The 12944-nt window shown below is 58.8% G+C and carries 14 protein-coding genes; 6 read left to right on the forward strand and 8 right to left on the reverse strand.

The genetic code is table 11. The annotated features are described in order from the left end of the window. Positions 1 to 128: 128 nt before the first annotated feature. The 3 genes from ACWGZX_RS20340 to ACWGZX_RS20350 form a co-directional block, all read right to left on the reverse strand. Complete coding sequence (locus tag ACWGZX_RS20340; RefSeq protein ID WP_452625169.1) at positions 129 to 1817, reverse strand: ATP-dependent DNA ligase; 1689 nt, start codon at positions 1815 to 1817, stop codon at positions 129 to 131. Next, positions 1814 to 2848 (reverse strand): ligase-associated DNA damage response exonuclease, encoded by a 1035-nt coding sequence (locus ACWGZX_RS20345; RefSeq protein ID WP_452625170.1) that lies wholly within the window; start codon positions 2846 to 2848, stop codon positions 1814 to 1816. The genes ACWGZX_RS20340 and ACWGZX_RS20345 overlap by 4 nt, the downstream gene beginning before the upstream one ends. A 192-nt stretch (positions 2849 to 3040) precedes the next feature. Continuing rightward, entirely contained in the window at positions 3041 to 5491 is a 2451-nt protein-coding gene (locus ACWGZX_RS20350) for a penicillin acylase family protein (RefSeq protein ID WP_452625171.1), read from the reverse strand. Positions 5492 to 5705: 214 nt separating this feature from the next. On the opposite strand from ACWGZX_RS20350, the gene ACWGZX_RS20355 reads away from it, so the two are divergent. Continuing rightward, complete coding sequence (locus tag ACWGZX_RS20355) at positions 5706 to 6257, forward strand: cysteine hydrolase family protein (RefSeq protein ID WP_452625172.1); 552 nt, start codon at positions 5706 to 5708, stop codon at positions 6255 to 6257. Positions 6258 to 6406: 149 nt separating this feature from the next. Here the strand turns inward: ACWGZX_RS20355 and ACWGZX_RS20360 are convergent, their stop codons facing one another. From ACWGZX_RS20360 to ACWGZX_RS20375, 4 genes are all read right to left on the reverse strand, one after another. Then, a complete protein-coding gene (locus ACWGZX_RS20360; protein WP_150780435.1) occupies positions 6407 to 6616 on the reverse strand; it encodes an SEC-C metal-binding domain-containing protein in 210 nt (69 codons plus the stop codon). Continuing rightward, positions 6613 to 7107: an LEA type 2 family protein gene (locus ACWGZX_RS20365; protein WP_452625173.1), complete on the reverse strand. Its 495-nt coding sequence runs from the start codon at positions 7105 to 7107 to the stop codon at positions 6613 to 6615. The genes ACWGZX_RS20360 and ACWGZX_RS20365 overlap by 4 nt, the downstream gene beginning before the upstream one ends. A gap of 170 nt (positions 7108 to 7277) precedes the next feature. Then, a complete protein-coding gene (locus ACWGZX_RS20370; RefSeq protein ID WP_452625174.1) occupies positions 7278 to 7754 on the reverse strand; it encodes a YchJ family protein in 477 nt (158 codons plus the stop codon). A 4-nt stretch (positions 7755 to 7758) separates the two neighbouring features. Beyond that, entirely contained in the window at positions 7759 to 8256 is a 498-nt protein-coding gene (locus tag ACWGZX_RS20375; RefSeq protein ID WP_046029312.1) for a DUF6231 family protein, read from the reverse strand. Positions 8257 to 8444: 188 nt separating this feature from the next. Between ACWGZX_RS20375 and ACWGZX_RS20380 the strand changes: the two genes are divergently transcribed. From ACWGZX_RS20380 to ACWGZX_RS20400, 5 genes are all read left to right on the forward strand, one after another. Next, entirely contained in the window at positions 8445 to 9134 is a 690-nt protein-coding gene (locus tag ACWGZX_RS20380; RefSeq protein ID WP_452625175.1) for an OmpA family protein, read from the forward strand. 91 nt (positions 9135 to 9225) lie between these two features. Continuing rightward, positions 9226 to 9945, forward strand: coding sequence for an OmpA family protein (locus ACWGZX_RS20385; protein WP_452625176.1), 720 nt, complete (start codon positions 9226 to 9228; stop codon positions 9943 to 9945). 146 nt (positions 9946 to 10091) lie between these two features. After that, entirely contained in the window at positions 10092 to 10370 is a 279-nt protein-coding gene (locus ACWGZX_RS20390; protein ID WP_223512273.1) for a DUF1145 domain-containing protein, read from the forward strand. Continuing rightward, the gene (locus ACWGZX_RS20395; protein ID WP_452625177.1) at positions 10363 to 11121 is read left to right on the forward strand and encodes a collagen-like protein; all 759 of its coding nucleotides are present in this window, start codon (positions 10363 to 10365) and stop codon (positions 11119 to 11121) included. The genes ACWGZX_RS20390 and ACWGZX_RS20395 overlap by 8 nt, the downstream gene beginning before the upstream one ends. Positions 11122 to 11378: 257 nt before the next feature. Beyond that, positions 11379 to 12326, forward strand: a complete 948-nt coding sequence (locus tag ACWGZX_RS20400) for an IS110 family transposase (protein ID WP_452625178.1) — start codon at positions 11379 to 11381, stop codon at positions 12324 to 12326. Positions 12327 to 12421: 95 nt separating this feature from the next. Here the strand turns inward: ACWGZX_RS20400 and ACWGZX_RS20405 are convergent, their stop codons facing one another. Further along, a complete protein-coding gene (locus tag ACWGZX_RS20405; RefSeq protein ID WP_452625179.1) occupies positions 12422 to 12886 on the reverse strand; it encodes a CopD family protein in 465 nt (154 codons plus the stop codon). Positions 12887 to 12944: the final 58 nt, after the last annotated feature.

Consider the following 12944-nt stretch of genomic DNA (forward strand, 5'->3'; position numbering starts at 1 on the left):
CAAGTTGTTTCAGGATGGCACAAATCCCTGTAGGAGCGAGCTTGCTCGCGAAGACGGCGTATCAGTCGAGATGGATGTGGCTGACACTCCCTCTTCGCGAGCAAGCTCGCTCCCACAAAGAGATCGGGTCAGCTCAGTAAATTCTGCAATGTGCCGAGGTCGTCAGCCTCTTCAACCGTCTTGTCCTGACGCCAGCGCAGCATCCTCGGAAAACGCACGGCGATCCCGCTCTTGTGTCTTTTTGACCGGGCAATGCCTTCGAACCCCAACTCAAAGACAAGGCTCGGTTTCACGCTGCTGACCGGGCCGAATTTCTCAACGGTGGTTTTGCGCACAATGTTGTCGACCTGACGGATCTCTTCATCCGTCAGCCCGGAATAGGCCTTGGCGAAGGGCACCAGGCTGCGTTCGCTGGCATCGAGCGGCGCGTCCCACACCGCGAAGGTGTAATCGCTGTAGAGACTGGCCCGTCTGCCGTGGCCGCGTTGCGCATAGATCAGCACAGCGTCGACGCTGAACGGGTCGACTTTCCATTTCCACCACACACCCATGTCCTTGGTTCGACCAACGCCGTACAGAGCATCTCGCGCCTTGAGCATCATGCCTTCGACGCCGAGACGTCGGGAGGCTTCCCGTTGGCGGGCGAGGTCGAACCAGTTTTCTCCGGTGAGTATCGGTGAGGCGAGTAACGCCGGGCTGTTACAGGTGGCGACAACGGTTTCCAACTGAGTGCGACGTGTGGCCTGTGGTTGATTGCGCCAGTCGGCGCCTTGCCATTCCAGCAGGTCGTAAGCGAGGACCACCACGGGTACATCGTCGAAGATTTTTTTGCTGAGGATTTTGCGTCCGATGCGCTGTTGCAACAGGGCAAACGGTTGCACGGCTGGCGTGGCAGGTACGGTTGGATCAAATGCATCCTCGGTGTCGGATCCGGCCGTTTTCCAGGCAACGATTTCGCCGTCGATCACGGTGCCGTCGGGCAAACCATGCACCAGATGCTCTAGCTCAGGGAAGCGCTCAGTCACCAACTCTTCACCCCGCAACCAGATCCACAGACGCCCGTCGCGCTTGACCACCTGGGCACGGATACCATCCCATTTCCATTCCACCAGCCATTGGTTCGCGGGGCCGAGCAGCGCTTCGAATTGCTCGACCGGTTGCGACATCGCATGAGCCAGGAAAAACGGATAAGGCTGCCCTCCACGCTGGGCGTGTTCATCACTGGATTCAGCCGCGATCAATTTCAGGTAACTGGCAGCGCTCGGCCGATGGGACAGGTCGGTGTAACCGACCATTCGCTGGGCCACGCGCTTACTGTCGAGCCCGGCCATGGCCGCCAGTGCGCGGGTCACCAGCAGCTTGGAGACACCCGCACGAAAGCTGCCGGTGATCAGTTTGATGCAGAGCATCAGACTGGTGCGGCCCAGTTGAGACCAGAGGCTGGGCAATTGTTCGGCAAGCACTTCGGGGGGCTCGCCGCGCAAGGGCAGCAGCTTGTCTTCAATCCATACCGCCAATCCGTCGGTGGAACGATGCGGTGATTCGGGCAGCACCAGCGAGATGGTTTCTGCGAGATCGCCCACCGCTTGATAACTCTCTTCGAACAGCCAGGGTTGAAGCCCGGAAAACGTTACCGCCAGCTCTCGCAGCACACGCACGGGCACCAACTGCCGAGGCCGCCCACCAGACAAAAAATAAACCGCCCACGCGGCGTCTTGCGGCGCGGCCTGCGCAAAGTAATGTTGCATGGCGGCCAATTTGGCGTTGCTCGACGTGGTGGCGTCGAGTTCGGCATACAACTCGGCGAAGGCCTTCATGGCAACACCTTGTCTTGCTCGGGTTCGACCCGGGCGTTTTCTTCCTCGTCGTCGCCGTACTCGGTGTTGAAACTCTGTGCATCCAGGCCCTGTTCACGCAGATGGCGCACCAGGACGGCGACCGAACCGTGGGTCACCATTACCCGCTCAGCGCCGGTTTGTTCAATGGCCCAGAGCAGACCCGGCCAATCGGCATGGTCGGACAGCACAAATCCGCGGTCGACACCGCGCCGGCGCCGGGTGCCGCGCAAGCGCATCCAGCCGCTGGCGAAGCCGTCGCTGTACTCGCCGAAACGACGCATCCAGGTACTGCCGCCCGCTGACGGTGGTGCAATGACCAGCGCTTTGCGCATCATCGGGTTACTCTTTTGAACCTCGCCGGCATAGATCGTTGGCGGCAGGTAAACGCCGCTCTGGCGATAGACCTGATTGAGCGGTTCCACGGCGCCATGCACCAGAATGGGGCCGAGGCTGGGGTCGATGCCGTGGAGAATTCGCTGCGCTTTGCCAAACGAGTAGCAGAACAGCACGCTGGCCACGTCGGCGGCGGCGTTGGCCTGCCACCACTGATTGATCTCGGCAAATACCTGCGCCTGAGGTTGCCAGCGATAAATCGGCAGGCCGAAGGTCGCCTCGGTGATGAAGGTGTGGCAACGCACCGGTTCGAAAGGCGCACAGGTGCCATCGGCTTGGGTCTTGTAATCCCCCGAGGCGACCCAGACTTCGCCACCATATTCTAGTCGCACTTGGGCCGAACCGAGCACATGGCCGGCGGGGTGAAAACTCAGGGTGACGCCATGATGTTTGAGGGGCTGACCGTACGGCAGGGTTTGCAGGTTGATGTCTGCGCCGAGGCGAGCACGCAGGATGCCTTCGCCGGCTGATGCCGTCAGGTAATGTTGATTGCCGCTGCGGGCATGATCGCTGTGAGCGTGGGTGATGACCGAGCGCTCGACAGGCCGCCACGGGTCGATATAGAAATCCCCGACCGGGCAATACAGACCTTCAGGACGCGCGATAACAAGATCCATGTCTTTGCCAAGATGGAGGGGCTTGTTAGCTATGAGGTTGGCGTGAAGCCAGAAGTTCTATCGAGATGTCATCGACGAACAACATTCCCCTTGTGGGAGCGAGCCTGCTCGCGAAAGCGGTGTGTCAGTCACCTAAAATGTTGGCTGACAGGGCCTCTTCGCGAGCAGGCTCGCTCCCACAGGATCGGGGTGTTACTTGCCAGGTGTCAGGGTCAATTGCGTCTTGCCATACACCTTGTCAAAGTTCTGTGGCTGCATCGGCAGGCTCATGTATTGCCCTTTGAGCCAAGGCTCGATGCTGTTGAGATAGTTAGGGCTGGCAGGGTTGCCCGATTGACCGGTGCTGTTCTGGCCCATCAGCGGCTCGGCCTGGCCGAAGTCGACGATAAAGCGCATGGCCGGCGCCAGTGTGGTGTTGAAGTCCTGACCCCAAGCGAAGGCCGACGTGTTCAGCGTGGTGTGGTCACCGCCCGCCGCGACTGGCCCGCGAACGGTCTGGCCGTTGGCGTTTTTCCATTCGTAGCGGTGCAGTTTGCCCCACTGCCAGGCTTTGTGATCGCCGCCCAACTGACTGTCACCGGTGCTGATCGCCGCTGCCAGAATGCGTGCGAGGATCGCCGGCTTGTCTTCTTTTTGCGGCGTGCGCGCGTCATCCCAGAACGGGCTGTCTTCGCGCCCCAGCAGATGATCGGCTTGAGCGGCGTAGGACAACTTGCCGTTGGCCACGAAGGCTTTCCACGCCGGGCTGCTTTGCGGGCCGAGTTCGTCGAGGAAGATTTGTTTCATGCTTTCCTGCAGGAACAATTCATACATCGCTGCATCGGCGGAGGTCGCGGCGAGCTTGCCGTCGAACGCTATCAGGCGCGTATACGCCTCGTGAGCCTTGGCTCGATCGGCAACCGGCAACGCTTCAATCGCCTGCTTGAGTGGCTGGGCCATGCCCGGGGCTTCAAACATTTTCTTCAGTTTGGCGGCGAAAGTGGTGGTCTGGTCATACTGCATCGCGATCACGCTGCGCGTGTCGTGTTTGCCCGCGCCCGCCAGTTCGGCCAGGCGTTCGCCCCGCTCCGGTGCCGCCCAGGAATTGGACAATTGCATGCCGTAGCCATGGGGAATGACGCGCTGGTTGGCGGTGCCGAGCCAGCCTTGGGCCGGGTCCTGGTCGTAGGGATGCAGCATCGGGTCGGCGTAACCGTCCCAATCGTAGCGACTTTCCCAACCCGGCGACGGCAGCAGGCCTTCGCCTTCGCGGCGGTTCGGGTAGCGGCCGGTGACTTGCCAGGCGATGTTGCTGGCGTCTGCGAAAACCAGGTTCAGTGCGATGGCGCGGATTTCGCGGCTGGCGTCCGACGCTTTCTCAACGGTCTGGGCCCGGGACAGGTCGAAAAAAGCGTCCAGGGTTTTGTCGTCGGTGAAATTCGGCATTTGCAGGGCCAGGCCGAAACCGTTCGCCAGTGTCGTGCCTTGGGCACTGTTGAGCAGCGGACCGTGACGGGTTTCGTACACTGCTTCGCGAACTGGCCGCTGGCCTTTGACGAAGTAGGTTTCGTTGCGCACGACTGCGGGCTGCCATTTGCCGGCCACTTCGTACGTGAGGCCGTTGCCCTGGCGTTTGATTTTTTCCAGGAACAGGTCCTGGTTGTCGCCCATGACCGCGGTCATGCTCCAGGCCACTTTGCCGTTGAAACCTCCGAGCACCATTGGCAATCCGGCAATGGTCACGCCCGAGGCCTGATATTTCGGCGCACGGATCTGCACGTAACTGAACAATGACGGCACACCGAGCGAACCATCACTGTCGCTGGCCAGCAGGCTTTTGCCGCTGCGGCTGCGTTGCGGGCCGATCGCCCAGTTGTTTGACGAGCCGGCGCCCAACAGATTCAGGTCGGACAGTTGGCCCGTGGCTTTATTGATCTCGGCCAACCCAGGGATGGCCCCGTTGAGCTTGAGGCCTTGCAGTTTTTCGGCTTCAGCCAGCGGCAGCTTTTCATCGGGCGCGGACGGCGTCAGCCAGGCGAGTTTGTCGGTGGTGACGGTCTGAGCCAGCATCAACGAGGAAATTTCTTCCGGCAAATTGGCTGATTGGCTGAAGTTCAGCAGGCAGAAAATCAGTGCCGAATCTTCCGGTTTCCAGTATTCCGGTTTGTAACCGGTGGCCGCGAGGTCCGCCGGCAGCTTATCGCGGTAGCGGAACAGGTAGGCGTTGACGCCGCGAGCATAGACTTCGAAGAAGCGTTTGAGGCGCGGCGAAGAGGCTTTATACAGCTCGCCGGCATTTTTTTTCAGGTTGACCGCGCGCATATAGCGGTCGGCATCCAGCATGTCAGCGCCGGACATTTCTGCCAGACGACCTTCGGCCAGCAGGCGCAACGTCACCATTTGCGTAATGCGGTCGCTGGCATGGACGTAACCCAAGGCGAACAACGCGTCGTGGTAGCTGTTGCTTTCGATTAGCGGCATGCCCATGGCATTGCGACGTACCGAAACGTTCTGAGCCAAGCCCTTGAGCGGCAGCACACCGGAGGTCGGCGGGAGGGTGTCCTGAGCGTTCATGGTCTGACAACCGGTCAGACTCAAAACACTGGCTACTGCTGCGGCAACGCCGAACCGGGGAAGAAAATGTGAAAGGGCTGGCGAGGCCATGGCAAAGCTCCTGCGGGGGTAGAGGCGCAATAAAGGCGCTACGTTAGTGAGCAGGAGGAGGGCGCGCAAGCGGCGGGCGGGGTTATTTCAAGATTTGTCTGATTGAACTGTCGCAATACAGTCGGGAAGTCCTCCGGTGTTCAATGCCTTGCCTGTCAGAGGAGGTGATGTTGAAGTGCGTGAAACTCAATGACCTTGCATGAGAAAAACCGCAATGGAGCTCAAGACCCACGCAGTGCTGATCATCATTGATCAACAAAAAGGCATTCTGCATCCGCGACTCGGTCGCCGAAATAATCCACAGGCCGAGGAACGAATTCTTGAGTTGTTGGCGTTTTGGCGTCGAACCGGGCGACCGGTGATTCATGTGCAGCACCTGTCCCGCTCGCCGGATTCAGTGTTCTGGCCGCAGCAATCAGGCGTGGGATTTCAGCAACGGTTTGAGCCAATGACTGGCGAACAGCTGATTCAGAAACAGGTACCGGATGCCTTTTGTGGGACTGGGTTGGAGAGGAGTTTGTGCGAAGCAGGAATTGATCAGTTGATTATCGTCGGAGTGGCAACCAACAACTCGGTGGAGTCCACTGCGCGAACAGCCGGGAATCTGGGGTTTGAAACGTGGGTGGCGGAGGATGCGTGTTTTACCTTCGATAAGGCGGATTATTTTGGTAATGCCCGATCAGCCGAATACGTGCATGCGATGTCGCTGGGGAATTTGCACGGGGAATATGCGACGGTCGTCAGCACTGCGCAGATTCTGAGTTGAGGGTGACTTTGAGGGCCTCTTCGCGAGGAAGCTCGCTCCTACAAAGATCTGATGTTGACACAAAATGTGTGTCTGGCGCAGATCCAATGTGGGAGCGAGCCTGCTCGCGAAGGCTATTCAACAGGCGAAAAATATCTTCGCCCGAAGCATCAAGCGCCGTGGCACTTCTTGAATTTCTTGCCGTTGCCGCATGGGCAAGGGTCGTTGCGGCCGACGTCTTTAAGGGCGTTGCGCACCGGTTCCTGGGGGGCGTGGCCACAGTTCGGGCCGTGAACATGGCCATGGTCGTGATCATGGTGGTCGTGATGGTCATGATCGTGGTTGCAGTCAGGGCCATGTACGTGGGGTTGCTGAGTCATCGGGGTTGCTCCGGAATTAAATCGGCGGCGATTATCACGCCATTGCGCGCCAGGTGCACGTCATGAGGGATGAAAAAACCGGTTTTCAGTTCACCTTCCAGACGATAGGGAATGGGTTGGTCGGGTTTTTTCAGCATTTTCACCAGGTCTCGTACCTTGGGCCACAGGTTGGTGCGGATCGGCACTTTTACGTAGGCGCTGTGCTTGGGGCCGATCGTGAACCAGTTGTCGTACTCGCCTTCGGTCAGCAGGATGTCGCCCAAGTGAATGCGGTATTCGAGGCTGCGCACGATCAAGTCGTTGTCGTTGGGGTTGTCGATACGAAAGTGCAGGAGAAATTTCTGTTCCAGCAGTTTTGCCCGCACGACTTCAACCTTAACCAGATGCACCTCGGGGTCCGGCTCATCATCATCGAACCAGGACGCACAGCCGGTGAGCCCCAAAAACAGAAGCAGGTTGAACAGATAAAGTGCGTGTCGCCGGGTGATCATGGTCGTGTATCTCCCTTGTAGCAGCTGGCGAAGCCTGCGTCGGCCGGTCCGCGCTCGGGCGAAGCAGTCGCAAACCCTGCTTGCTCGGTCTATCTGAAACACCGCGCTGCTTGATTTCACGACTGCTTCGCAGCCGGACGCAGCCTCCGGCAGCTGCTACGAGGCGTCACTCAACTACTGAAATAACCCGCACAACACTTCTTGAATTTTTGCCCGCTGGCGCATGGACAAGCGTCATTGCGCCCGGCCTTGAGTTGCACGGTGGGGTCGATGAAGTACCAGTGGCCGGCGTTCTGCACGAATGACGAGCGCTCGCGGTGGCTGTGTTCGCCGCTGCCATCGTGCCAACGCGCAGTAAAGGTCACGAAGGCGTGTTCCGGCTGGCCGCCAAAGACTTCGGAGCTTTCGACTTCCAGGCCCAGCCAGGTGCTTTGCGCACTCCAGTCGCTGATGGACTGACGATTCAGGCCGGCCTGTTGCGCAGGCAGGGTGGTCGCCACTAAATAGTCGATCAGCCCCAACACGTAGGCGCTGTAGCGCGAACGCATCAAGGCTTCGGCGCACGGCGCCGGATGCCCGGCATGGTAATGACCGCAACAGGCATCGAGCAGGGTGCCGCTGCCACAAGGGCAAATGGATGTACTCATTGCATTACCACCAATATTTCCCGAAGTTTTCCGGATTGGCCCAAAAGCGTGAGTTGAGCCAGTCGGGTACTTGCTTGTATTCAAGCAGATCGTAGGTGAACAGGGTCAACACTTGCTCGTCACGCTGGAAGCGCTCGCTCGCTTGCAGGGCCAGGGAGAAAAAATCCGTCTCCTGCCAGCCACTGGCTGACAAGTCCGCCAGCACGGCAATGCGGCTGGCGTTGAGGTTGCGGATCCCGCCGAGCAGGTTCAGGCCATCGCGCTTGGGCAGATGTTCCAGGCAATCGACCGCTAGCGCCAGGTCAAACCGGCGCGCCGCCAGTTCCTCCGGCAACGGCCCCGGAGCCGCATGGGCCACACACGTATCCGGGTGGGCAAGCTTGAATGCCTCCAGCGCGGGGAACTCACTGGCGCCGATCAACAAGAGCTGCGCGGGGGCGTAACGGTCCAGCAAAGCAGCCAGCGCCTGCTGCGGCGTGCGCGAAGAAATACCTGCAATCATCAAAGATCCTCAATCAGAGCGCCAAGACTAGCCTGCCTGAACGTGCGGGCCTAGCGCAGGTTTACAGCAAATAAGCCAATCCGTGGTGAACACCTTTAAAACAGCCATGGCCTGTTGCTGGCGCAGATTAATACTCGGGTCTTTACTACCAGAATCGGTTCTAAGCCGATCCCTCAGGAGAAAACTAGATGAGCATAGTTCGGACAGCATTACCCTTGGTTCTGCTAACCAGTGTGTTGACTGGTTGCGCAGGTTTGCAGAAAACCGACTGGCCGACCTGTGCGTTGGTCGGTGGTGTCGTGGGTGCGGGTATCGGCGCGACCGAGAGCTCGGCATGGGCAGGCTATGGTGCGCTGCTTGTCGGCGGCACGGCAGCAGCCTATTGCTGGGTGCACGGTGACGGCGACGAAGATGGCGATGGTGTACCGGACAGCCGCGACAAGTGCCCAGGCACACCTCACGGCGTGAAAGTCGATGCCAACGGTTGCCCTCCACCTGCGCCAGTGGTCGAAGAGGCCGTTGTGGTCAAGGAAGAAACGATCGTCATCCGCGATGTTCACTTCCAGTTTGACAAAGCTACGCTCACCGCATCTGACAAAGAGGTACTCAACAAGATTGCCACTCGCTTGAAAGCGGAAGCACCTACTGCTCAATTGACTGTTACCGGTTATACCGACAGCGTGGGCAGCGATGCCTACAACCAGAAACTGTCGGATAAACGCGCTCACTCGGTGGTTGAATACCTCATCGAGGAAGGTGTGCCACGCAGCAGCTTCGTGTCTGTGACCGGTGCTGGTGAAAGCAATCCGGTCGCCGATAACAAAACTGCTGATGGCCGCGCGATGAACCGTCGCACGGAAATCAAAATCAACCGCTAAGCCCCTTCCGCTCCGCGGCTTGTGCAGTCGCGGATGCGGGTCTTTACTCCTGTGTAACCGGTAAAAAGCCGGTAACACAGGAGCTTTCAACATGAGCGTTCTCACAAGGACAGTCTTGCCGGTTCTGCTGCTTGGCAGCCTGTTGACCGGTTGCGCAACTCACAATGATGGCACTGCCCCTCTCAATCAAGAAAACTGGCCGATCTGCAGCGTCATTGGCGGTCTTGTGGGCGGAGGTTTGGGCGCCATCGAAAGTGGTGCATGGGCGGCCGGAGGCGCAGCGCTCGGAATCTTGACCGGCGGCTTGATCTGTTACGCCCAGGATGGCGACCAAGATGGCGATGGTGTCTTCGATCGACGTGATCGTTGCCCCGATACTCCTGCCAATACGCCCGTCGAACAACATGGTTGTCCGCAGCCGCAATACCCCGGCGGCGTGAAAGAACCTGTTGTGCAATCGGAAGTCATCACCCTCAGCGATGCGGGCGATGTGCTGTTTGCCACCAACCAATCTGACCTGACCCCCGCAGCGAAGAGTCAGCTGGATGCCTTGATGTCCAGGTTGCAAGGCGCCGATGTGTTGAGTATCAAGGTGGTCGGCCATACCGACAACGTCGGCTCCGATGCCTACAATCAGGCGCTTTCGGAACGTCGCGCCAGCAGTGTGGCGGACTACCTGCTGAGTCAGGGCGTGGCGCCGAACAAAGTTACCAGTGAAGGCAAGGGCGAAAGTGAGCCTGTGGCTGATAACGATACAGAAGAAGGGCGCGCGAAAAACCGCCGCGTGGATTTGCACATCAATTTGACCTGAGCCACGAAATACAGCCGTCGACCACCCGTGCGGTGGGACGACGGCCATTGGGCGGTCTGCATCAAGATTTTTCTGTTGTCCTCTGGCGTATTCCTCGTGGAAGCCGTTACTGTGCTCGCAAAGAATAATGATCAGCGGGGGAGCGTATGAAGGTGTTTTGGGGGCTGGGGAAGTTATTGACCCTGCTGTTCTGGTTGGTGGTGCTGGTCAATCTGCTCACGCCATTTATCTATCCGCTGCACTCGTTGGTCGATCTGGCCGGTGGCGTGCTGGCACTGTTCCATCTTCTGGAACTGGTGTTCTGCAACCGCAGCCTCAAAGGCCGCGCCCATCCTTGGCGTGATCGCCTTCAGATTGCCATTTTCGGCGTGTTCCACCTGCAAACCCTCCCGGCTCCCTCCGCATCGAAGGCTTCCCATGCGTAATCTCTGTCTGCTCGCCGCTTTTATCAGTCCACTGGCTTGCGCTCAGGTTGTCAGTGTCGAAACCAACTCGCTGATGCGCCTGCCCAACACGGCCAGCACCTTGCAACTTGAACGGCTGGTAGTCGCCGATTACGGCACGTTGCTGATCCCTTCGAATGTAACCGAAGTGACGGTGGGCGAGTTGCATCTGGGGCGTGAGGCGCGAATTGCCATCGTGCCGAGTGAGCAGGCACTGGAATTGAAAGTCCTGCGCGCCGAGTTGTCGGAAGGCAGTCAGATTACCGCGAGGGGCGCGCCAGGCAGCTTCCAGAAAGCGGCACGGTCGGGGCGTAACCTGAACTTGCAGATCAAGGCACTGAACGCACCGCAACTGTCGGTAGATGCTCGCGGCGGCGCGGGCGCACCGGGTTTTTTTGGACTTGATGGCGGCAATGGCCAGGCACCGGGTTGCACTTGGGGGCAGGCTGGTCGCGGTGCTGATGGCAGCGATGGCAGTGATGGTCAGCCGGGTGCTTCCGGTGCGCAGGTAAGGCTGGAAGTGCCGCGCGAATACCCGGCGGATAAAATCAAGGTGCAGGTGGCGGGAGGTGCCGGTGGACTTGCAGGTCCTGGCGGTAAACCAGGGGCCGGTGGCAAGGCCAAGGGCTGTCTCGTGTACACCACCGAGGGTGGCAAGAGTGGCCGGCCGGGTGCTGATGGTCAGCCTGGCCCTGCCGGTGCGGCGGGTTCGGTGAGCGTCCAACGGTTGTAAGCAGTTTCCGAAAGGTTTGCCGACTGAACGATACCCATCGCGAGCAGGCTCGCTTGTATGGTAGGACTTGAAGGGAGGAGGAGGGACAAGGCTCGTTTCTGACTGTTGACGCAGTACAGACCGTGGGAGATTTCGCCCCTCCTCCTTTCACCCAAGCGCCGATAAAGAATGCTTCTGGCTAGACCGACGATAGGAACAAGCCTGCGCCTCTGGGTGAGCCCTTCAAGTGCTTAAAACCTTATCCCGGAGGAAATCCAATGGCAATGCCGGTTCTTGTTTCAAAGCCGATCGTGGGTGTGGATGTCGCCAAGAATGAATTGGTGATTTATCAGGCAGAGTTCGATTTGCTCGAAGAAATCCCCAACACCAAAGCGGCCATCAAGCAGTGGTTGAAGGCCTTGCCGGGGACAGTGGCGATCGCCATTGAGGCCACCAACATCTATCACCTGGAGTTTGCTGACTTGGCCTATGAGGCCGGTTGCACTATTTACATGGTGGGCGGCTATGAACTCAGTCATTACCGAAAAGGTGTCAAAGTTCGCGCCAAAACTGATGCGCTAGATGCCAAGTTACTTGCCCGTTATTTAAAGAACGAAGCTGAGGAGCTTCATCCGTGGACCCCGCCGTCACCGCTGTACCGCCAGCTCTTGAGCCTTTTCCGCCGCCGGGCGGCTTTGGTCCAGGCGCGAGTTGGCCTGGTGCAAAGCTGGGCGAATGAACCGTTGCTGAAAACCGCTTTCGCCGAGCAAGTGAAATCCATGCAGCAACTTGAAGTGCTGGTCGAAAAGACGATTAAGGACCATCTGAAAGAAGCCGGCTTGCTCGGCCAGTTAAAGCGGTGTCTGAAAGTTGAAGGTATTGGTTTTTTGACCGGAGCTCGCTTGATTGCGGCTTTTCAGCGGGGTGACTTCAGAAACGCGAATGCCTTTATCGCCTTCTTGGGAATGGATTTGCGGGTGGCGAAGTCAGGACAAAAAGATTGTCGCCGGAGTTTGAGCAAGCGAGGTGACCCAGAGGCCCGGCGCCTTTTGCACAATGCAGCGATGTCGGCCAGCCGAACGGCGGCCTGGAAAGGATTTTACGAAGCGCAAAGAGCTCGGGGCTTCAGCACCACTCAGGCGCTGGTAATGCTGGCTCGCAAGCTTGCTCGGGTTGTATTCGCCCTGCTGAACGGGCAAAGCGAATACCAACCGAAAACCAGTTGAGGGCTTCCCCTCAACCATAGAATCTCCCACAGGGATCACACTCTCCATGTGGGAGCGAGCCTGCTCGCGATGGCATTCGATCAGACAATACTTTTTTAGAAGATAGGTCGCGCCGCAGCAATCGCCACCAGCAACAAACCCACCAGCAGATTAATCCCCACCAACCGCCGAATTCTCCCTAGCACCGCCGCCCCTGCCGGCCAATCCTGCGCCGTCACCGCCGTGCGCAACTCCGGCAACATCAGCGCCTGAATCCGGATAAACAGCGCCGTCATCACCACGTATAACCCCATCATCACCTGCACATAGCGCGGCGCGGTCTCAAACCCGATGTGTTGCAGATGAATCATGCCGACACCGCTGATCGGCAACAGCACCACCGCGACCCAGACCCAGCGGAAAAATCCTTGAAACACTTCCACCCACAGCTTCAACCGGGCAGGGCCCTCCAGCGCCTTCACTGCGGCGGGGCGCAAGACCATCCAGGCGAAAAACATGCCGCCCACCCATACCAGGGCGGAAAGGACATGCAGGGTATAAACGATGCCAAAAGGTGTCATTGGGGTACTCCGTTCTGCGCGGGATTAATTAGCGGGGTATGATAGCTGCCCATCCGAA

It is taken from the genome of Pseudomonas sp. CLCA07, assembly GCF_053615335.1.